We start from the raw sequence: 18,844 nt of genomic DNA, 5'->3' as shown, positions 1-18,844 counted from the left end.
GGCGACGGGGACGGGGAGGCGGCCGTGCCGGACGCTGTGGTGATCGGCGCGGGCCCCAACGGCCTGGTCGCCGCCAATCTGCTCGCCGACGCCGGCTGGAGCGTGGAGGTCCTGGAGGAACAGGACGAGCCCGGCGGCGCCGTGCGCCACGACAGGGGCGTGCACCCCGACTTCGTCAACGACCTGTTCAGCTCGTTCTATCCGCTCGCCGCGGCCTCGCCCGCCGTCCGGGCGCTGGAGCTGGAGCGGTACGGGCTGCGCTGGGCCCACGCGCCCCGGGTGCTCGCCCACCCGCGCAGCGACGGCAGGTGCGCCGTCCTTGGCCGGAACCTCGAGGACACCGCCGCCTCCCTGGACACCTTCGCCGAGGGCGACGGGGAGTCCTGGCGCGCGCTGCACTCGGTGTGGGAACACGTCCGCGCCGACCTGCTGGACGCACTGTTCACCCCCTTCCCGCCGGTGCGCGCCGGCGCCAGGCTCGCGCTGCGGCTGCGCGCGGCGGGCGGACTGCGGCTCGCTCGCTCCCTGGTGCTGCCGGTGCGGCGGCTGGGGGAGGAGGAGTTCCGCGGAGAGGGCGGACGGCTGCTGCTCGCGGGCAACGCCCTGCACGCCGACCTCGCCCCCGAGTCCGCGGGCAGCGGCGGCTTCGGCTGGCTGATGACCATGCTCGGGCAGACGTACGGCTTCCCGGTGCCCTCCGGCGGCTCGGGCGCCCTCACCGAGGCGCTGGTGCGCAGACTGCGGGCGCACGGCGGCAGCCTGCGCTGCGGCGAGCGCGTCGAGCGGATCGTCGTCCGCGGCGGCCGGGCGGTCGCGGTGCGGACGGCCGGCGGGGAGACGGTGGCGGCCCACCGCGCCGTGCTCGCCGATGTGCCGGCACCCGCGTTGTACGGCGGGCTGGTGGACCCCGAGCACCTCCCCGCACAGCTCATGGACGACCTGCGCCGCTTCCAGTGGGACTTCGCCACCTTCAAGGTCGACTGGGCGCTGGACGGGCCCGTGCCCTGGGCGCAGGAGGCGGCCTCCCTCGCGGGCACCGTGCATCTCGCGGACGGCGTCGACGAGCTGACCCGGTTCGCCGCCCAGATCGCCCGCAAGCTCGTCCCCGACCGGCCGTTCTGCGTCTTCGGCCAGATGACGACCAGTGACCCGCCGCGCTCGCCCGAGGGCACCGAGTCCGCCTGGGCCTATACCCACGTGCCGCACCTGATCGCGGGCGACGCGGGCGACGAGGGACTGACGGGCTCCTGGGACGCGAAGGAGCAGCAACTCATGGCCGACCGCGTGGAGCGGCAGGTCGAGCGGTTCGCCCCCGGGTTCCGTTCACTGATCCGCGCCCGGCGGATCCTGGCCCCGCCCACCCTGCAGTCGATGAACGCCAACCTCCAGGACGGTGCCATCAACGGCGGCACCACCGCCATGCACCAGCAGCTCTTCTTCCGTCCGATCCCCGGCTCGGGCCGCGCGGAGACCCCGGTCGGCAGGCTGTACCTGGCCTCGGCGAGCGCGCATCCGGGAGGCGGGGTGCACGGCGCCCCGGGCGCCAACGCCGCGCGTGCCGCGCTGCGCCGGCACGCCTCCCCGCCGATGGCCCGCGTCGAACGCGTGCTGACCCGGCGCAACCGCAAGGGGAGCATCGAGAGCGCGGACTGAAGCCCACCCCGGGGCGCGCGAGGCGCACACGGGGTGTGGAAGGAGCGAGGGGAGCGTCACCGCACACCCCTTGCCCCGGACCCGTACCGCGAGGTCACAATGATCCCGGCGAACGGGGCCGGCCCACCATCCGCATCGGGGCCGGCCCTGTCCGTCCTTCCCCGCCGGGATGACGCGCTCTCAGGTCAGGCAGCGCAGCAGGACGGCGGCGACCAGGGCCAGGGCCGTGCACGCGACCGAGGCGGCGAGGCACCGCGCGCGCAGCAGGCGGTAGCGCTCCTCGTACTCCTGGCGCAGGCCGGTGATCCGCCGGGCGATGCGCTCCAGGTCGCCCCGGGCCCGGGCCAGGCAGTCCGCGGTGTACCGCTTCTCGACCTCGGTCCGCTGCGTGGCGGTCAGCCAGTCGAGGGCCGCGACGAAGGCCCGGGCGCGGTCCTCCGCCTCGGCCACCCGCGCCTGCCACAGCAGGTACCCCTCCACCTGGTTGACGAGACCGGGGCCGTCCTCCCGTGTCGGCCCCGGTCTCGTGTCCCCCTCCGTGTTCCGTTCAGACACGGGGGTGGCCGGTCTCGGGCTCGATCTCCTGCACGGCGATGTCCCGGTGGTGCAGGTCGAAGGCGGGGGACTCGGAGCGGATCAGCGGCAGGTACTCGAAGTTGTGCCGCGGCGGCGGGCAGGAGGTCGCCCACTCCAGCGAACGGCCGTAACCCCATGGGTCGTCGACCCCGACCGGCTTGCCGTAGTGGGCGGTCTTCCACACGTTGTAGAGGAAGGGCAGCATCGACAGCCCGAGCAGGAAGGAGCCGATGGTGGAGATCGTGTTGAGCCAGGTGAAGCCGTCGGCCGCGAGGTAGTCGGCGTACCGGCGCGGCATGCCCTCGACGCCCAGCCAGTGCTGGATCAGGAACGTGGTGTGGAAGCCCACGAACAGCGTCCAGAAGGTGATCTTGCCGAGCCGCTCGTCGAGCATCTTGCCGGTGAACTTCGGCCACCAGAAGTGGAATCCGGCGAACATCGCGAAGACGACCGTGCCGAAGACGACGTAGTGGAAGTGGGCGACGACGAAGTAGGAGTCCGACACCTCGAAGTCCAGCGGGGGAGAGGCGAGGAGAACGCCCGTCAGGCCGCCGAAGAGGAAGGTGACCAGGAAGCCGATCACCCACAGCATCGGCGTCTCGAAGGTGAGGGAGCCCTTCCACATCGTGCCGATCCAGTTGAAGAACTTCACCCCGGTCGGCACCGCGATCAGGAAGCTCATGAAGGAGAAGAACGGCAGCAGCACCCCGCCGGTGACGAACATGTGGTGCGCCCACACGCTGACCGAGAGCCCGGTGATCGAGATGGTGGCGCCGACCAGGCCCATGTAACCGAAGATCGGCTTGCGGGCGAAGACCGGGATCACCTCCGTCACGATGCCGAAGAAGGGCAGCGCGATGATGTACACCTCGGGATGCCCGAAGAACCAGAACAGGTGCTGCCACAGCAGTGCCCCGCCGTTGGCCGCCTCGAAGACGTGCGCGCCGAACCGGCGGTCGACCTCCAGGGTGAGCAGCGCGGCGGCCAGCACGGGGAAGGCCAGCAGCACGAGCACGCTCGTGAGCAGCACGTTCCAGGTGAAGATCGGCAGGCGGAACATCGTCATGCCGGGGGCGCGCATGCAGGTGATGGTGGTGATGAAGTTGACCGCGCCGAGGATGGTGCCGAACCCGGAGAGCCCGAGCCCCATGATCCACAGATCGTGTCCGGCCCCGGCCGAGTGGACCATGTCGCTCAGCGGGCTGTAGGCGAACCAGCCGAAGGAGGCGGCACCGTCCGGGGTCAGGAAACCACCGACCGCGATGAGCGAACCGAACAGGTAGAACCAGTAGGCCAGCATGTTCAGCCGGGGGAACGCCACATCGGGCGCGCCGATCTGCAGCGGCATGATCCAGTTGGTGAACCCGGCGAAGAGCGGCGTCGCGAACATCAGCAGCATCACCGTGCCGTGCATCGTGAACGCCTCGTTGTACTGCTCGTTCGACAGGAGCTGCAGTCCGGGACGGGCCAGCTCGACGCGGATGAACAGCGCCATCACGCCGCCCAGCAGGAAGAAGGCGAAGGACGTGATCAGGTAGAGGGAGCCGATGGTCTTGTGGTCGGTCGTCGAGAGCCATTTCACCACCAGCGCGCCCGGACGCGGGCGAGGGGCGGCGGACTCACCCGGGACGGTCGTGACCATCCCGGTCTCTGTGGTGTGTGTCATCGGAGGCTTGCTCTCGTGGGACGCCGGGGAGACCTGCGCGGGCACGCCGGGAAGGGACCCCGGGCACCACATCCGCATCCTCCTGTGCGTTCTGCGGGCGCCGGGCCGTCCATTGCCCCCAATGGACGCCCCGGCGCCGGAAAACCACCCGAAAGGCCCAACGCGAGAGGGCGCGGGTCTCCTACGATTCGTCCGTGGCCCGCGACAGCCGCAGTGCCAGGTCCTGCAGCAACGACGCCGTCGTGACGTCGGTCCGCCCCGCGTCATGGACGTCCGCCAGCTCGGAGAAGAGGAAGGCGAACGCCCCCACCAGGGAGATGGCCGCCGGCAGGTACGCGTCCGCGACCGCCTGCCCCGCCTCCGTCGGTCCCGCGTCCGCCGGAACCTCGACCGTCGGGAAGACCTCCGTCACCAGCGAGCCGAGCTGGCTCTCCGCCGGATCCAGCTCCGCGTCCTGGTCCTGGGCGATGCGGCGTGTCAGCGCGTTCGTCTCGGTCAGCACGCCGATGGCCCGCAGGATGATCTCCGTCTGCTTCATGGGGAGAGCGTAGGCGCCACAAGCCCCGTGGGGGACGGGGCCCTCGTACCCTGGAGACGGCTGAGTCGACATGTCGATCCCGCCCCCCGCACCGCCCCTCCCCACCCGGCACCGGAGCGTGACGATGAGCAAGCCCGCGCCCCGGCCGCCCGCCGGGGATCCCGACGCCCTGTTCGGCCTCGACGAGCTGCCGGCGACCCCGGCGGCCCCGGCGGGCGCCGCCCCGTTCCGGGACTCGCCGGAGGCCCGGCGCATGCTCGAGATCCGGGAGATCCACGCCGAGCCCGCCGCGGCCGCCTCCCCGCGCGGCCGGCAGATCCTGGCCCGCTTTCCCGAGGCCCGGGTGACGGAGGTCGACTCGCACTGGCGCATCCCGCACCTGCACGGCAACGAGGGAAACGTCGAACGGTGGGTGCGGGTCAAGCGCGAGACGCTCGTCCTCGGCGTCCGCCGCAAGCTCGTGACCCGGCCCAACGGCCGCTCGGCCGACTGGATCGCCCCCGGCCCCTCCAACGGCTGCGCCATGTCCTGCGCCTACTGCTACGTGCCGCGCCGCAAGGGCTACGCCAACCCCATCACCGTCTTCACCGACATCGAGCGGACCCTCGCCCACCTCGGCCGGCACGTCGCGGCACAGGGCCGCAAGACGGAGCCGAACCAGTGCGACCCCAAGGCGTGGGTGTACGACATCGGGGAGAACGGCGACTGCGCGGTCGACGCCCTCGTCTGCGACAACGTCGCCGACCTCGTCCACGCCTTCCGCCGCTGGCCCACCGCCAAGGCATCCTTCGCCACCAAGTTCGTCAACCCCGACCTGCTGGCCCTGGACCCGCGCGGGCGGACCCGGATCCGTTTCTCGGTGATGCCGGCGGAGGACTCCCGGGTGCTCGACGTGCGCACCAGCCCGGTCGCCCGGCGGATCGCCGCCGCCGGTGACTTCCTCGACGCCGGGTACGAGGTCCACTTCAACCTCTCGCCCGTGGTGATCCGGCCCGGCTGGCGCGAGGCCTGGGCGGAACTGCTGACGCACCTGGACGACGTCCTGCCCGCCCGGGTCAAGGCGCAGGCCCGCGCCGAGGTCATCATGCTCACCCACAACGCGCCCCTGCACGAGGTCAACCTCGGCTGGCACCCGCGCGCCGAGGACCTGCTGTGGACACCCGGACTCCAGCAGCCCAAGCGCTCCCAGAACGGTGACACCAACGTGCGGTACCGCAACGGCGTGAAACGGGAGGCGGTCGACACCGTCCGCGCGCTCGTCGCCCGGCACGCGCCCTGGCTGGAGATCCGCTACGCGTTCTGAGCCGTGCGCCCCGCACGGGCGCGCCGGTGCCCGGGTGTGTCACACGGGGGCGTCCGGCGGGCCGAGCGGCGCCCCGTCGGCGGAGGCCCGCCCCTTGCCCCGTCCCGGGAGCCGGCCGGTGAGCCGCGCCGCCCGCAGCGGCGCGCTCATCGACCGCAGGGCCAGCAGCAGCACACCGATGTCGTCCAGGTAGACCGGGTCCGGCAGCAGGTCGGTCGGCAGGACCAGATAGGCCACGGCACCCCAGAACACCCAGCGGGGCCCTGTCGGCAGCCCTGCCCGCCGCAGCTCGCGACGGGTCCGCACCAGTCGTAGCAGCAGCACGACGGCGGCACCGAGAACGGCCGCGCAGACGAGCGCGACCACGACGATCAGCGTCCACGTGCTGGAATCCATGCGCCTTCCCTGTGCTGCTGGGTGTCCGCGTGCCCGCGTCTCCGCGTGCCCGCGATGTCCGGTCCCCGTCGGTCCGCGGTCCCTCGGTGCGGACCGCTCCCCCGCAACCTTCCCCGCCGGGCGCCGATTAGCGCCCCGGACGGGCCGGAAGGACCGAAAGAGCGGGAGGGGTCAGCCGGAGTCCACCGGCAGATGGGCGTCCAGCACGCAGACGTCGTCGCGCAGTTCGCCCTCCAGCATCGTGTCCAGCAGGGGTCGCAGCGGGCCCGGGCCCTCCGCGCGCAGGGAGGAGGCCGCCCTCGCGAGCCGGTCGAGGCCCTCGTCCAGCCCTTCCGTGGGCCGCTCGACCAGACCGTCGGTGTAGAACAGCAGATGGTCCCCGGGCTCCAGGTGGAACTCGGCCTCGGTGTAGGACGGATCGTGCCGCGCTCCGAGCAGCACGCCCTTCGGCCGGTCCAGGTACCGGGAGCCGCCCCCGCGCAGCAGCAGCGGCGGCAGATGCCCCGCCTGCGCCCAGGTCAGCCGGCGCGGCCCCGGTTCGTAGCGCGCCAGTACCAGGGTCGCCGTGGTGTTGGAGTCGTGGGTGTGCAGCAGCAGCGCGTTGAGCCGGGCCAGCGCGCCGGTCAGCGTCGAACCGGTGATGATCATGCCCTTCGCGGTGAAGCGGAGCTGGGCCATCGTGGCGACCGCGTCTATGCCGTGCCCGGCGACGTCACCGACCACGAACAGGGCCGAACCGTCGGGCAGTTCGATGGCACTGAACCAGTCGCCGCCCACGTGGATGCCCGACTGGGCCGGCCGGTACGCCACGTCGACCCGCAGCCCGGCGAGGGCCAGCGACTGCCGCGGCAGCGGGAGCAGGGTGTGCTGCAGCCGGTCGGCGAGCGTGCGCTCGGCCAGGAGCGCGCCGTGCTGGGTCAGCATCGCGCGTTCGCTCTCCACCAGGGCCAGTTCGGCGCTGCGCTGGGCGGTGTGGTCCTGAAGGAAACCGTGCACCTCCAGCGGGACGCCGTCGGCGTCCGTCACCGGCTCGGCGACGAGCCGCAGGTGCCGGGTGCCCCGGAGCGTCCCGACGCGGAACGGGATGTCGAGCGGACGGCCCTTCGACAGCAGCTCGTCCACCGCCCGCCGCACCGTGGACGCGTCGTCCGGCGCGATGTGCTCCGGCAGTTCGGTGAGCGAGAGGGGGCCGCGCGCCGGGTCGCGGGCGAGGATGGCGTACACCTGCGGGGACCAGACGGCCCGGCCGCCCACCAGGTCCCAGTCCGCCCAGCCGAGGTTGCCCAGCCGCTGCAGCTCCGCCAGGCGCTGCTCCTCGCGGTCCGAGGCGTCGTGCCGGATCCAGGTGACCACGAGCGCCTTGCCGAAGCGGACGGCCCGCACCGAGTACGCCGAGTTCTGCGGGGCGCCCGCGACGACCTCGTGGTACACGAAGGGCTCGCCCTCGTAGGGCTCCCCGGTGTCGAGCGCCCGGCGGTACCCCTCCCACAGCGGCTCACTCGCGAGGGTGGGGTAGCACGCCAGGACGCGCAGCCCGACCAGGGCACGCCCGCGGCGGCCGGCGATGTCCACCGCGCGCGGGGCGGCCGCCTCGATGCGGAAGTCCTCCAGCTCTCCCGAGGCCGAGTACACGGGGAGCAGGAGGACGGCGGAGCCGGGCAGCGCGTCGAAAACCGACTGGACGGTGTCCCGTAGCCGCTCGTCCGTGTGGTCCGGCACGGTGAGGAAGTCACGGAGCCGTTCGGCGCACAGCCGGGCCGTCGCCCGCAGCAGCGCCTTGGCGGCGGGGGTGAACGCGGCCTGCGTGGTGCGCAGTATCCCCAGGGAGGCGGTGGCCCCGCCCTCGGTGAGGACCGGCAGCCAGGCCCGGGTGGGCCAGTGCTCCGGGGCGCCGATCAGCGACCAGGACTTCTTCTCCTCCCCGGGAACGTCCAGCCAGTAGGGCCGCCGCCTGCGTATCGCCTCCAGGGCCGCGATGCCGCTCAGTGGTGGCACGTGCCGCCACTGGGCGACGACGGTGTCGGCGACGCCCGCGTACCCGGCGAGCCGCAGCCCGCCCGCGGGCAGTCCGGCGTACAGCAGCACGCCGTCCGCCGCCACGGCCTCGGCGAGGTGTGCGCGCAGGCTCCGGGCCATCTCCTGCGGGCCGGACACCCCGGCCAGGGACTCGGCGATGCGCGCGAGGACGGCGGGGTCGGCCGGTGCGGAGCCCTCGGCCGCGTCCGCCAGGCCGGTCCCCTCGGCGGGGGAGGGCAGGGAGCCCGCGTCCGTGTCGGACGCGGCCGGGTCGGCGCACGCGCCGGAGGCGGCCCCGGCGAGAACGGACGCGCCGCCGGCCGTGCCGTCGAGCGTGAGCCGGCACTCCTCGGCGAGGGTGCGTCCGGCGGCCTCGGCACGGCGCAGCAGTTCCTCGTGCGCTGCCTCCGCGGAACGCCCCGTGAGAGCCATCACCGCACCCTTGGCACGCTCGAGTACGGCCGCCGCGGTCGTGGCGGTGCGCAGCCGGTCCAGTTCGGCCCGCTGCACGGCCACTGTCTTCGCCAGGGCGACCACGCTGGGTTCGGCGCTCGGCCTCTCGGGGAGCGCGGAATCGCTCGTCACGCGACGAGCATGTCATATACGGGGTGTCCCGATCACTGCCCTGAGCCCGGGATCTCCCCGGGTGTGCGGCCCTGGCGAGGGGCGCCGGACGCGTCGGCCAGCGCCTCGCTGACCGCGCGGACGCTGCGGGCGATGTGCTGCAACTGCAGCACCTCGGCCGCGTACAGCTTGATCGTGTGTTCGATCACAGATTCCGGCAGGCCCAGCGCGGGCAGTTCCGCCCGGGCCGTCTGCAGCGCGGTGCGCGCCACCCGGATCTCGTGCCGCACCTGGATCTGCGCGTGGCGGGCCAGCAGTACGGGATGCCGCAGGAGCGCGGGGTAGCTGCCGTAGCGGGCCGGGACCAGCTCGCGCAGCCACTTGACCGCCGAGCGCTCCCAGTCGTAGCTGCCCGGGATCTTCACTTGGCACGGCCAGTCGGTGCTGATCGGCGAGTAGGTCGTCAGGGCCATGCAGAGGAGTATTTATATATACCGGGGGTTATGCAAGAACATGAAAAAATTCAGTCCTGGGAGAAGAAACTCAGTCCTGAAGGAAGAAGTGGTGCTCCTCCGCGATCCGCTCGTACTCCTCCAGCCGGGCCTGCGTCCGCTCGGGATCGGCGTCCGTCATGGCCTGCAGCAGCGCCGCCGCCACGATGCCCGGCGCGGCGTACGAGTCGAACACCAGCCGTGAGCCGGTGCCGGTGGCGAAGACCTCCTCGGCCTCCTCCGCCAGCGGCCCGAGCGCCAGATCGGTCACCAGCGCCACCCGCAGCCCCGCCCCGCGCGCCACCCGCAGCGCCGTGAGCGTCTCGCGCGCGTGCCGCGGCAGCGAGAAGGCCAGCAACCAGGTACCGCCCGCCTCCCGCGACTGCAGCAGGGCGTCGTAGGCGACGCTGCCGCCCCGCGTCACCAGTCGCACGTCGGGGTGGATGCGCCGGGCGGCGTAGGCGAAGTACTCCGCGAGCGAGACGGAGATCCGCAGCCCCAGCACGGTCAGCGGCGCCGAGCGCGACAGCGCCCGGCCGACCTCGATCACCCGGCCCGGGTCCGTGAGGTCGCGGCGCAGATTCTCCAGGTTCTCGATCTCGGCGTCGACCGCGGCCTGCAACTCGTTGCCGCGCTGCTCGGCGGGCGCGCTCGGGACGCCGTTGCCGAGGGAGCCGAGCGCGAGGGACTGCAGCCGCTCGCGCAGCGCCGGATATCCGCTGAAACCGACCGCCCCCGCGAACCGGGTCACCGAGGGCTGGCTCACCCCGACCCGCTCGGCGAGATCGGTGATGGAGAGGAAGGCCGCCTCCGTGAGGTGCTCGATCAGGTACTGGGCGATCCGCCGGTGCGCGGGCGAGAGCCCCGGGCCCTCGAACAGCTCCCGCAGCCGCGAGGTCGGAGAGGCGTCCTGGGCCGGTGCCGTGCCGCCCGCAGTGATCGCGGACGCCTGAGCGCGAGCCTGCTGCGGCGATGGCACCTGTGCGCCTCCTCTTGTCCCACGGGGTCCCGTCCCACGGGCCCCTCAACATAGTCCACCGCAGGCTGTGACCAGGGAGCTTGCGCCCACATGCCGGACAGGGCCGGGGAACGGCCGGCGGCGCGCACCAGGCGTCGAACGCCGTCATCAGGGAACCCGCCGCAGCGAGGCAGGAAAAACGAACGAGAACCGGGCGAGACACGAGGACGAGGAGCTGCAGACCATGACGGTCCCCGAGGAGAACCGGCCGAAGACCGACACCACCGACGAGGTGCTGGAGAAGCACGCGGCCACCCGCCGCCACGAGCGGGAGGCGGCCGAGGGCCGCACCATGCGCGAGGCCCTGGAGGACGCCGAGGTGCGTCCCGAGGACTTCGAGGGCGAGCGGTAGGCGGGGGTGCGAGCGGTGAGCGCACTCCCGCGACGGCGCGGCCGGGAGGAGAGGCCGGACCGGGACCACTCGGCCCCCGCGACCGGGCCGACCGGCTGGGAGAGAGCCCTGGAACGCTTCCAGAACAGGCTGCTGGGGCACCTCTTCCCCAAGGACCCCGTCGAACTGCTCGACGCCCTGCGGCGCGAGTGCGACCGCCACGCGGTCAGATGCGGCAGAAACCGGATCCTGGCCCCCAACGCCTACGCCGTCGAACTGGACCCCGAGGTCCACGAGCGGCTCGCCGGGGCCGGCGACCGGGTGGGCATGCTGCTCACCGACCGGCTGGCGCGCCACGGCGCGCGCAACGGCTACGAGTGGGCGGGGCCGCTCGCCGTCCACATCACACGCGCGGCGGACGTGCCCAACGGCCGCTACCGGGTGGCCGGCCGGGTCATGCCGCACGTGCGGGCCGACGGGTTCGCCCCCACCACCGAGTAGCACCTCGGACCCACCGCCCGGGCCCCGCGCCCGCCCCGACAGCCCCGCAGACAGCCAAGGCATCCAGCACGAGGGAGACGAACGACCGTGAACGCGCCCGCCCAGTCCGCCCCGAACGTCCAGGTGGTCCTCAGCGACTGCTCGGCCACGGACGCCGGACACCTGTTCACCGAGCTGTGCCGGCACTTCGATTCCGACCGCGGCGCCGACGACGCCCCGCCGCACGACACGGAGGGCTCCCGGCCCACCATGTGGACGGGGACCTTCGACACGTCCGCCCCCGCCGGCACCCCCGACGCCCCCCGCCCGCCCCGGCTCTCGGGTCCCGTGAAGGCCGAGGTCCAGGGCGAGCCGCAGGCGGTCTCCCGTCTGCGGGAGGCCCTGGAGGAGACCTTCACGGTCGAGGAACTGGGGCACGTCTCGGGGGACCAGGAGATCGAACTGGAACTCCGTCTGCAGAACCGGGCCGCGTAGGGCGCGAGCGGCCCGGCGGGAGTCCTCCGCCCCTCTTGCCGGCCGGCGGGCGGCGTTCGGGTGTCGCCCGCCGAACCCGGGGCATCCGGACCCCGGGAGGTCGAGATGGATGTCAGCACGTTGACCAGCCGGGGAGGGCCCCGCACCGGCCGCGAGGCGCGGGGTGCGGCGACGGAGGGCGCGGCACGGGCCGGCCTGAGCGCACGCGGAGTGATCTATCTGCTCGTCGGGGCACTGGCCCTGCAGATCGCCTTCGGCGACGGCCACCGCCAGGCCGACCGGGGCGGTGCACTCGCCGAGATATCCGGCAAGCCGTTCGGCGCCGTCGTCCTGTGGGCGCTGGCGGTCGGCCTCGTCGGCATGGCCCTGTGGCGCCTGTCCGAGGCGGTCTTCGGCGCGGGCGGCCCCGAGGGCCGCAAAGCGACCAAGCGGCTGTCCTCGGCGGGCCGCTTCGTGTTCTACGCCTTCGTCGCCTCCTCGGTGCTGCTCTTCGCGGCCGGCTCCCGCGGGGGAGGCGGCGGCGGGAACAGCGACAAGCAGTCCAAGGACATGACGGCCAAGGTGCTGCAGATGCCGGGCGGCCAGTGGATCGTGGGCCTGGCCGGGATCGGCATCGCGGCCGCGGGGGTGTGGATCGGGGTGCGCGCGGTGATGCGCAAGTACCACGACAAGCTGAAGCTCGGGCAGATGTCCCGGCGCGCGCGGCAGGCGGTGGACATCACCGGTGTCGGTGGCGGGGCGGCCCGCGGGCTGGTCTTCGCGGCCGCCGGTGTCTTCGCCGTCCGGGCCGCCGTCGAGTACGAGCCGGACAAGGCCAAGGGGCTCGACGACACCCTGCGCTCCTTCGCCCACACCCCGGCCGGGCCGTGGCTGCTGGTGTGCGTGGCCGCGGGCTTCGTGCTCTTCGGTCTCTTCTCGTTCGCGATGGCCCGCTGGCGCAAGGTGTGAGGGACGGGACGCCGCGCATGCCGTCCGCCGGGTGAACCGGCGGACGGCCTCGTCGTTCCGGCAGGGTGGTGCGAGGGGCCGCCGAGGGCCAGTGCGAGACTGGGCCCATGGATGAGCGCGAATTCCGCAGGTCGGGTCAGCATGCGTCGGTCGTGGGGCTGGGCACATGGCAGCTCGGCGCCGACTGGGGCGACGTCGAGGAGAAGGACGCCCACGAGGTGCTGGAGGCGGCCGCCGAGTCCGGCGTGACCTTCTTCGACACGGCCGACGTGTACGGCGACGGCCGCAGTGAGCAGACGATCGCGGCGTTCCTGCTGGGGCGGCCCGATCTGCACGTGACGGTGGCCACCAAGATGGGCCGCCGGGTGGACCAGATCCCCGAGAACTACGTACTGGACAACTTCCGCGCCTGGAACGACCGTTCCCGCCGCAACCTCGGCGTCGACCGGATCGACCTGGTGCAGCTGCACTGCCCGCCGACTCCCGTCTACTCCTCCGACGAGGTCTTCGACGCCCTGGACACCCTCGTCGAGGAGGGGCGGGTCGCCTCGTACGGCGTGAGCGTGGAGACCTGCGCGGAGGCGCTGACGGCGATCGCCCGCCCGAACGTGGCGAGCGTGCAGATCATCCTCAACCCGTTCCGCATGAAGCCGCTGCACGAGGTGCTGCCGGCGGCCCGGGAGGCCGGCGTCGGCATCATCGCCCGGGTGCCCCTCGCCTCGGGGCTGCTGTCGGGCCGGTACACGAAGGACACCGTCTTCGGCGAGAACGACCACCGCACGTTCAACCGGCACGGCGAGGCCTTCGACCAGGGCGAGACCTTCGCCGGGGTCGACTTCGCCACCGGCGTGGAGGCGGCGGCGGAGTTCGCGGCGCTGGCGCCCGAGGGCTTCACCCCGGCGCAGACGGCGCTGGCGTGGATCATCCAGCAGCCCGGCGTGACGACGGTCATCCCCGGCGCCCGCTCGGCGGACCAGGCACGGGCGAACGCGGCGGCGGGCCACCTGCCGAAGCTGCCCGAGGAGACACTGCGGGCGATCGGCGACCTGTACGAGCGGCGCATCAAGGCGCAGGTCGAGGCCCGCTGGTAGGGGTCCGGCAGGACGCGTGCGGTTTCCCGCGCCCCCGACGGGGGCGCCGGGAGCCACGCGTGCGCGTCGGCCTCCCCGGGCGGGCCGGGTGCCCTCAGGCCGTCAGCGCGGTGCGGCGCGACGTCACGGAGGCGACCGCGGGAATCCTCGGGGCGACCGGCACGGAGGGGGTTACGGGCGCCGCGTACCGCCGGGGGCGCTCCACGGCCCGCACCGGGTAGACCGTCCGGGAACGGTCGGTCACCGGCTCGCCCAGGGCTATCCGCCCCGCCGCGAGCAGCTCCTCGCACTCCTCGGTCGGCAGCGCCACCTGGCAGCCGCCCCGCCCCGCGGCATCGGTGACGGCACGCCAGTACCCGTACCGTCGTCGCCCGTCCGCGTACACGGTGAGCATGACGGGGGCGCGCTGCGTCGCGATCAGACGCAGGACGTCGGTGTCGCGGGGGCTGATCGGCGGGCGTGGGTCACGGACGACTCGGAGCATGATCACCATTCTGGCGGACGGCACTGACAACGGAGCCGTAAAGCTCCCCAAGGAAGGGTGTACCGCTCCGCCTACCCGGCTCTCCACCTTTGACGCACGAATGTTCGTCACACCTTCGTGACAACGCGCGGTGCCCGCGCGGCGATCGACTTCCCCACAGGCTTCCGTGACGGGTGTTCAGGCGTTGCCGATGACCTCGGCGAGGAAGTCGTCCACGCCCACCGTCTCGCTGCCGAGCTCCACCACCTCGTAGGTCTCCTCCAGGAACGAGGCCACGGCCGGCGCCCAGGCGAGGATCACCGCGTGGTGCCGCCCCCCGTCGGGGTGGGCGTCGCCGAAGAGTTCCAGGCGCAGTTCGTGCCAGACCCCCGTGGACTGCGGGCGCAGCCGGACGTCCCCCTCACCCACCGGCCCGAGCAGTCCCTCGGCCAGCATCTGCCGGTCGAGTCTCCATTGGGCGAGGAGCCGGCCCTCGTGGCTGAACGACGCGGTCACGGCGAAGGGGTCCGTGGCGTCGTATTCCAGATGGGTCAGCACCGGGAACCGGCCGGACATGCCCGACATGAGTTCCATGACCAGGGTCTTGTGCACCGACGAGATCATGAAGCGCTCCAGCGACGAAAGGCGGTAGAGACCCCTAGTACCCGCGATGGGCCGGAGATGCTCAACCAGACGGGTGATTCGGTGCACGCGCTGTTTCCTCAGCCGTCGGGGAAGCGGAAGGTGCGCAGCACGCGGTCCAGGGCCCGCCTGTTGACGGCCTCGTCGAACGCGGCCGCCGGTGCCGTCCAGCGCAGCGAGTAGCCGGAGCGGCCGTCGAGGAGGAAGCCGCGGCCGAGGGTGCGGGTGCTGACGCCGCCGTCCCTCGCCAGCCACCGCATGTCGGCCCCCCGCAGGCCCCGGTACGTCACCGGCGTGATCGCGCCGAGCCGCCGGTAGCCGGGGTACGAGCGGCGCAGGGCCGGTTCCAGGGCAGCCCAGTCGGCCACCGGGTCCGCCTCGAGGCGCAGGCTGTGCGTGACCAGCAGGGTGCGCGGGTCCCCCTGGGCGCCGAAGGCCACGCGGTAGGAGCCGTCGGTGCGCCGGTCCTCGAACACCCGGTGCCAGCCGGCCGGCAGGTCGAGGGAGAACCCCTCGGGCGCGTGCTGCCGTGCGAAGCGCTCGGCCGCGCCCGCCGGCGGCCGGGAGGAGGACGGCGCGGCCGTGGTGGCCGGGGACGACGGGGTGGACGAGGCGGGCGGGGAGGAAGGGGCGGTGGAGGACGTGCGCTCTGTTTCCCCGGCCCCGCCCGGCACGACCGCCGCCGGGCGGGAGGCGGTGGGCGCGGAGCGCGAGACGACGGTGCCCTCGCCGCCGGAGCCGCCCCGGGTGGCGTACACGGCGAGCGAGCACGCGGCCACCGCCAGCGCCGTCCCGAGCAGCACCGCGAGCCGCAGAGGGCGCCCGCCGCCGGCCCGCGGTCCCTCTCCGGGCAGCTCCTCGGCGGGCGCCGGCCCCTCGCCGAAGTGCGCGTCCGCCGCGGGGGAGACGCGCAGCAGCCGGGTCAGGCTCTTGCGGACGGCCTCCTCCGGCACCCGCTCCTGCGGATCGCGCCGCAGCAGCCCGGTGACGGCCGGGGCCAGGGGGCCGGCGTGCGAGGGAGGCCGCAACGGCAGCCGTGCCACCCCGCGCAGTGTCGCCGCCGCCTCACCTCGGTCACGGAACGGGGGCCGCCCCTCCGCCATCGCGTAGAGCAGCGCCCCGAGCGACCACAGATCCGACGGAGTCCCCGCGCACTCCCCGTGCGCCTGTTCGGGAGATGCGTACTCGGGTGCCGTGACCCGGCGGCCGGGTGCGGAGCCGAGGAGCCCGAAGCCGGTCAGCACCACCCCGCCGTCCGCGCCCACGAACACCTGACCGGGGCTCAGGTCCCCGTGGACGATGCCCTGCCGGTGCGCCGCCCGCAGCACGTCCAGGAGCGCGAGCCCGATGTGGGCGGCGCGCGCGGGAGACAGCGCGCCCCGGCCGAGCAGCTCCCCGAGGGGAACGCCCTCGACGGGCCGCAGCACCGTCCACAGGGGGCCGCCTCCCTCGGCACCGCCGCCGTACTCGCCGTGCCCGCCGTACTCCTCGACGACGTCCAGCACGTGGGCGATCCGGCCGGGGCAGGCGTCCTCCATCCGGGCCGTCTCGCGCACCACCCGCTCCGCCGTGCGCGGCGGGGTGTCCGCGCGCGGGTGCGCGGACGGCCGGGAGCGGACGAGGAGCACCTCACGTCCGGTCCCGGTGTCCTCGCCCCGCAGCAGGAGGCGTCCCTCCTCGCGGTGGACGGTCTCGCCCGCCCGGTACCGCCCGGCGACCAACTCTCGTACCGAGACCCGCTCGTGGCCCATCGCCATCCCTCACCGCACACCGGAGACCCGCGTCCCAGGGTGGTACGGAGAGTGAGGCGGCAGGCGTTCAAAGTGACCGAAAGTCAACCGGAAGTCGGAAGTGGGGAGAACTCGGGGAGATGACGCTCGGAGGCGGCGCCGACGTACACCTCCGCGAACGAGGCCGCCGCCGCGGGCGAGTCGAACAACCGGGCCAGCCGGGCGGCCGCCATTCCCGCCCGGAACGGGTCGCCCGAGGACGGACCGTGCAGCAGCTCGCAGAACCACTCCGAGAACTCCTGGTACTCCCACACCCGCCGCAGGCTCGTGGCGGCGTAGGCACGCAGCCCTTCGCTCTCGCCCCGGTGGACGTGGGCCACCAGCGCGTCGGCCAGCACCAGCGCGTCGAAAAGCGCGAGGTTCATGCCCTTCGCGGCGATCGGCGCCACCAGGTGCGCGGCGTCCCCCGCCAGGTAGAGCCGGCCGTACGACACCGCCCGCGCGACCTGGTTGTGCAGGTCGAGGACGCGCTTCTCGACCAGCCTGCCCTCGGTCAGCGGTGCGGCGCCGGCCGCCTCGAGCCGCAGGCGCAGCTCCGACCAGACGCGCTCGTGGGACCAGTTCTCCGGGTCGTCGCCCGGCGGGCACTGAAGGTAGTAGCGGGTCGTCCCGGGGCCGCGCGCCATGTGGGCGGCGAACCCCCGCGGATGGACGCCGAAGACGACGCAGTCGGAGGACGGGGGCGCCTCGGCGAGCAGGGCGAGCCAGCCGATGCCGTAGTCGAGCCGGGCGGGCTCCCGGTACTCGGCGGGGAGGGAGGCCCGGCTCACGCCCCGGGCGCCGTCGCATCCGGCGATCACCTCGCACTCCAGCCGGACGCGGGCGCCGCTGCCGGGATCGGTGTACGACACGGCCGGGGTGTCGGTGTCGATGCCGTGGAGTTCCACCTCCCGCACCCCGAACCGGATGTCGCCGCCGAGGACGTCGGCGTAGTGGTGCACCAGATCGGTGACCAGCAGGGGCTGCGGATGGACCACGTGATGGTGGCCGGAGAGCTCCGCGTAGCCGAAGCGGTACCGCTCACCGCCGACGCGGAATTCGCACTCGCTCTGGCGCTGCGCCTCCAGCAGTCCCGGACTGGCCAGCCCGCGCCGCCACAGCGCCCGGACCGCCCACTCCTCCAGGAATCCGGCACGCGGCCGGGTCTCGATGAACCGCCTGCTCTCCGCCTCCAGGACGACGCAGTCCACCGAGGCGCCCCGCAGGACACCGGCCAGGGCGAGCCCGGCCGGACCGGCTCCGACGATGACGACGGGCAACCGGGCGGACCGGCCCGGGGAGTACGGGGCGCAGGACGGCGGCGGGAGGTGCTCGGGCATGACGGCATTATCGCCGGTGCCCGCCAACTTCCTTGCACGGGCCCGGTGTTGACCGACCCGACCCCGCCGGTCAGTCGAAGGCGTCGTGCAGCGCGGGCAGCAGCGTCTTCGCCGACCAGTCCAGGAACGCGGGCTGGGAGTCACCGCCGATCTGCACCAGCGCGATCTCGGTGAAGCCGGCCTCCGCGTACGGGCGGACGGCCTCCACGAAGGCCTCCGGATCGTCGCCGCACGGGATCGACGCGGCCACGTCCTCCTCGGTCACGAACTGGGTCGCCGCCGAGAAGGAGTCCGGGTGCGGCAGTTCGGCGTTGACCTTCCAGCCGCTGCCGAACCAGCGGAACTGCTCGTGCGCCCGCTTCACGGCCGCGTCCCGGTCGGTGTCGTAGCAGACCGGGAGCTGGCCCACCCGGGGCTTGCCGGTGCCGCCGTGCCGCTCGAAGGCCTCGATCAGCTCGCTCTTGGGCTCGGTGGCGATGACGAGATCCGCGAGGTGCCCGGCCAGCCTGCAGGACTGCTCGCCGGAGACGGCGATGCCGATCGGCGGGGGCTCGTCGGGCAGGTCCCACAGCTTCGCGGACTCCACGTCGAAGTGGGTGCCGTGCCGGGTGACGTGCTTGCCGCCGAAGAGGTCGCGGATGATGCCGACGGCCTCCTCCAGGCGCTCGTGCCGGACGTCTGCCGCCGGCCAGCCACCCCCGACCACGTGCTCGTTGAGGTTCTCGCCCGCGCCGAGCCCGAGCCGGAACCGCCCCTCGGACAGGAGCTGCAGCGTGGCCGCCTTCTGCGCCACCACCGCCGGGTGGTAGCGGAAGGTCGGGCAGGTCACGTACGTCATCAGCGGGATGCGCGAGGTGGCCTGGGCGGCGGCGCCGAGGACGGCCCACGCGTAGGGGGAGTGGCCCTGCTCGCGCAGCCAGGGGAAGTAGTGGTCCGACGTCACGGAGAAGTCGAAACCGACGCCCTCGGCCTGCGCGACATGGTCGACGAGGGCGCGGGGACCGGCCTGCTCGGTCATCATCGTGTAGCCGATTTTCACCATGGCGCGGCGGGTTCCCCGCCGG

At 73.3% G+C, this 18,844-nt stretch carries 19 protein-coding genes; 7 read left to right on the top strand and 12 right to left on the bottom strand.

Features of this window, described 5'->3' with window-relative positions:
• Positions 1-24 precede the first annotated feature (24 nt).
• Positions 25-1,653 (top strand): phytoene desaturase family protein, encoded by a 1,629-nt coding sequence (locus OHB09_RS02700; RefSeq protein ID WP_328921554.1) that lies wholly within the window; start codon positions 25-27, stop codon positions 1,651-1,653.
• 180 nt (positions 1,654-1,833) lie between these two features.
• Here OHB09_RS02700 and OHB09_RS02695 read toward each other — a convergent pair whose 3' ends face one another.
• The 3 genes from OHB09_RS02695 to OHB09_RS02685 form a co-directional block, all read right to left on the bottom strand.
• Positions 1,834-2,208 (bottom strand): hypothetical protein, encoded by a 375-nt coding sequence (locus tag OHB09_RS02695; protein ID WP_006140392.1) that lies wholly within the window; start codon positions 2,206-2,208, stop codon positions 1,834-1,836.
• Entirely contained in the window at positions 2,201-3,895 is a 1,695-nt protein-coding gene (ctaD, locus tag OHB09_RS02690) for an aa3-type cytochrome oxidase subunit I (protein ID WP_438935818.1), read from the bottom strand. Before ctaD ends, OHB09_RS02695 begins: the two co-directional genes overlap by 8 nt.
• Positions 3,896-4,076: 181 nt before the next feature.
• Positions 4,077-4,433 carry a hypothetical protein gene (locus OHB09_RS02685; RefSeq protein WP_040895288.1) on the bottom strand — a complete coding sequence of 119 codons (357 nt, stop codon included), beginning with the start codon at positions 4,431-4,433 and terminating at the stop codon, positions 4,077-4,079.
• 124 nt (positions 4,434-4,557) lie between these two features.
• Here OHB09_RS02685 and OHB09_RS02680 point away from each other — a divergent pair, with 124 nt between their 5' ends.
• Complete coding sequence (locus OHB09_RS02680) at positions 4,558-5,736, top strand: spore photoproduct lyase family protein (protein WP_191854648.1); 1,179 nt, start codon at positions 4,558-4,560, stop codon at positions 5,734-5,736.
• A gap of 39 nt (positions 5,737-5,775) precedes the next feature.
• Here OHB09_RS02680 and OHB09_RS02675 read toward each other — a convergent pair whose 3' ends face one another.
• From OHB09_RS02675 to OHB09_RS02660, 4 genes are all read right to left on the bottom strand, one after another.
• The gene (locus OHB09_RS02675) at positions 5,776-6,132 is read right to left on the bottom strand and encodes a YkvA family protein (protein ID WP_191890314.1); all 357 of its coding nucleotides are present in this window, start codon (positions 6,130-6,132) and stop codon (positions 5,776-5,778) included.
• A gap of 171 nt (positions 6,133-6,303) precedes the next feature.
• Positions 6,304-8,733 (bottom strand): SpoIIE family protein phosphatase, encoded by a 2,430-nt coding sequence (locus tag OHB09_RS02670; protein ID WP_328730035.1) that lies wholly within the window; start codon positions 8,731-8,733, stop codon positions 6,304-6,306.
• A gap of 32 nt (positions 8,734-8,765) precedes the next feature.
• Complete coding sequence (locus OHB09_RS02665; protein ID WP_328921553.1) at positions 8,766-9,185, bottom strand: hypothetical protein; 420 nt, start codon at positions 9,183-9,185, stop codon at positions 8,766-8,768.
• 70 nt (positions 9,186-9,255) lie between these two features.
• Entirely contained in the window at positions 9,256-10,182 is a 927-nt protein-coding gene (locus OHB09_RS02660) for a MurR/RpiR family transcriptional regulator (RefSeq protein WP_006140398.1), read from the bottom strand.
• A 223-nt stretch (positions 10,183-10,405) separates the two neighbouring features.
• On the opposite strand from OHB09_RS02660, the gene OHB09_RS02655 reads away from it, so the two are divergent.
• The 5 genes from OHB09_RS02655 to OHB09_RS02635 all read left to right on the top strand — a co-directional run bounded on the left by OHB09_RS02655 (position 10,406) and on the right by OHB09_RS02635 (position 13,566).
• Positions 10,406-10,573, top strand: a complete 168-nt coding sequence (locus tag OHB09_RS02655; RefSeq protein WP_006140399.1) for a hypothetical protein — start codon at positions 10,406-10,408, stop codon at positions 10,571-10,573.
• A 15-nt stretch (positions 10,574-10,588) separates the two neighbouring features.
• Positions 10,589-11,053: a DUF3662 domain-containing protein gene (locus OHB09_RS02650; RefSeq protein WP_328921552.1), complete on the top strand. Its 465-nt coding sequence runs from the start codon at positions 10,589-10,591 to the stop codon at positions 11,051-11,053.
• Positions 11,054-11,140: 87 nt separating this feature from the next.
• Positions 11,141-11,527, top strand: a complete 387-nt coding sequence (locus OHB09_RS02645) for a hypothetical protein (RefSeq protein WP_191854647.1) — start codon at positions 11,141-11,143, stop codon at positions 11,525-11,527.
• A 105-nt stretch (positions 11,528-11,632) separates the two neighbouring features.
• Positions 11,633-12,475 carry a DUF1206 domain-containing protein gene (locus OHB09_RS02640; protein WP_006140402.1) on the top strand — a complete coding sequence of 281 codons (843 nt, stop codon included), beginning with the start codon at positions 11,633-11,635 and terminating at the stop codon, positions 12,473-12,475.
• Positions 12,476-12,582: 107 nt separating this feature from the next.
• Positions 12,583-13,566 (top strand): aldo/keto reductase, encoded by a 984-nt coding sequence (locus tag OHB09_RS02635; protein WP_319118238.1) that lies wholly within the window; start codon positions 12,583-12,585, stop codon positions 13,564-13,566.
• A 94-nt stretch (positions 13,567-13,660) separates the two neighbouring features.
• Here OHB09_RS02635 and OHB09_RS02630 read toward each other — a convergent pair whose 3' ends face one another.
• The 5 genes from OHB09_RS02630 to OHB09_RS02610 all read right to left on the bottom strand — a co-directional run bounded on the left by OHB09_RS02630 (position 13,661) and on the right by OHB09_RS02610 (position 18,822).
• On the bottom strand, positions 13,661-14,050 hold the full coding sequence (locus tag OHB09_RS02630) for a hypothetical protein (protein ID WP_139062972.1): 390 nt from the start codon (positions 14,048-14,050) through the stop codon (positions 13,661-13,663).
• 177 nt (positions 14,051-14,227) lie between these two features.
• Positions 14,228-14,653: an SsgA family sporulation/cell division regulator gene (locus OHB09_RS02625; protein WP_006140405.1), complete on the bottom strand. Its 426-nt coding sequence runs from the start codon at positions 14,651-14,653 to the stop codon at positions 14,228-14,230.
• Between the two features lie 98 nt (positions 14,654-14,751).
• On the bottom strand, positions 14,752-16,422 hold the full coding sequence (locus OHB09_RS02620) for a serine/threonine protein kinase (RefSeq protein WP_328921551.1): 1,671 nt from the start codon (positions 16,420-16,422) through the stop codon (positions 14,752-14,754).
• A gap of 83 nt (positions 16,423-16,505) precedes the next feature.
• Positions 16,506-17,780: a 4-hydroxybenzoate 3-monooxygenase gene (locus OHB09_RS02615; RefSeq protein WP_006140407.1), complete on the bottom strand. Its 1,275-nt coding sequence runs from the start codon at positions 17,778-17,780 to the stop codon at positions 16,506-16,508.
• Between the two features lie 70 nt (positions 17,781-17,850).
• On the bottom strand, positions 17,851-18,822 hold the full coding sequence (locus OHB09_RS02610; protein ID WP_093590449.1) for an LLM class F420-dependent oxidoreductase: 972 nt from the start codon (positions 18,820-18,822) through the stop codon (positions 17,851-17,853).
• Positions 18,823-18,844: the final 22 nt, after the last annotated feature.

The organism is Streptomyces griseoaurantiacus (assembly GCF_036189845.1).
Classification (GTDB): Bacteria; Actinomycetota; Actinomycetes; order Streptomycetales; family Streptomycetaceae; genus Streptomyces; species Streptomyces griseoaurantiacus.
Note: the sequence above shows the minus strand (reverse complement) of the source record. Positions and strands in the feature narration are given on the sequence as shown.

Bases quoted from the DNA above. Each gene is read 5' to 3' on its own strand.
- OHB09_RS02610 (WP_093590449.1), bottom strand. From the start codon at position 18,822: ATGGTGAAAATCGGCTACACGATGATGACCGAGCAGGCCGGTCCCCGC.
- OHB09_RS02665 (WP_328921553.1), bottom strand. From the start codon at position 9,185: ATGGCCCTGACGACCTACTCGCCGATCAGCACCGACTGGCCGTGCCAA.
- OHB09_RS02630 (WP_139062972.1), bottom strand. From the start codon at position 14,050: ATGCTCCGAGTCGTCCGTGACCCACGCCCGCCGATCAGCCCCCGCGAC.
- OHB09_RS02680 (WP_191854648.1), top strand. From the start codon at position 4,558: ATGAGCAAGCCCGCGCCCCGGCCGCCCGCCGGGGATCCCGACGCCCTG.
- OHB09_RS02635 (WP_319118238.1), top strand. From the start codon at position 12,583: ATGGATGAGCGCGAATTCCGCAGGTCGGGTCAGCATGCGTCGGTCGTG.
- OHB09_RS02655 (WP_006140399.1), top strand. From the start codon at position 10,406: ATGACGGTCCCCGAGGAGAACCGGCCGAAGACCGACACCACCGACGAG.
- ctaD (WP_438935818.1), bottom strand. From the start codon at position 3,895: ATGACACACACCACAGAGACCGGGATGGTCACGACCGTCCCGGGTGAG.
- OHB09_RS02620 (WP_328921551.1), bottom strand. From the start codon at position 16,422: ATGGGCCACGAGCGGGTCTCGGTACGAGAGTTGGTCGCCGGGCGGTAC.
- OHB09_RS02615 (WP_006140407.1), bottom strand. From the start codon at position 17,780: ATGCCCGAGCACCTCCCGCCGCCGTCCTGCGCCCCGTACTCCCCGGGC.
- OHB09_RS02685 (WP_040895288.1), bottom strand. From the start codon at position 4,433: ATGAAGCAGACGGAGATCATCCTGCGGGCCATCGGCGTGCTGACCGAG.
- OHB09_RS02640 (WP_006140402.1), top strand. From the start codon at position 11,633: ATGGATGTCAGCACGTTGACCAGCCGGGGAGGGCCCCGCACCGGCCGC.
- OHB09_RS02625 (WP_006140405.1), bottom strand. From the start codon at position 14,653: ATGATCTCGTCGGTGCACAAGACCCTGGTCATGGAACTCATGTCGGGC.
- OHB09_RS02675 (WP_191890314.1), bottom strand. From the start codon at position 6,132: ATGGATTCCAGCACGTGGACGCTGATCGTCGTGGTCGCGCTCGTCTGC.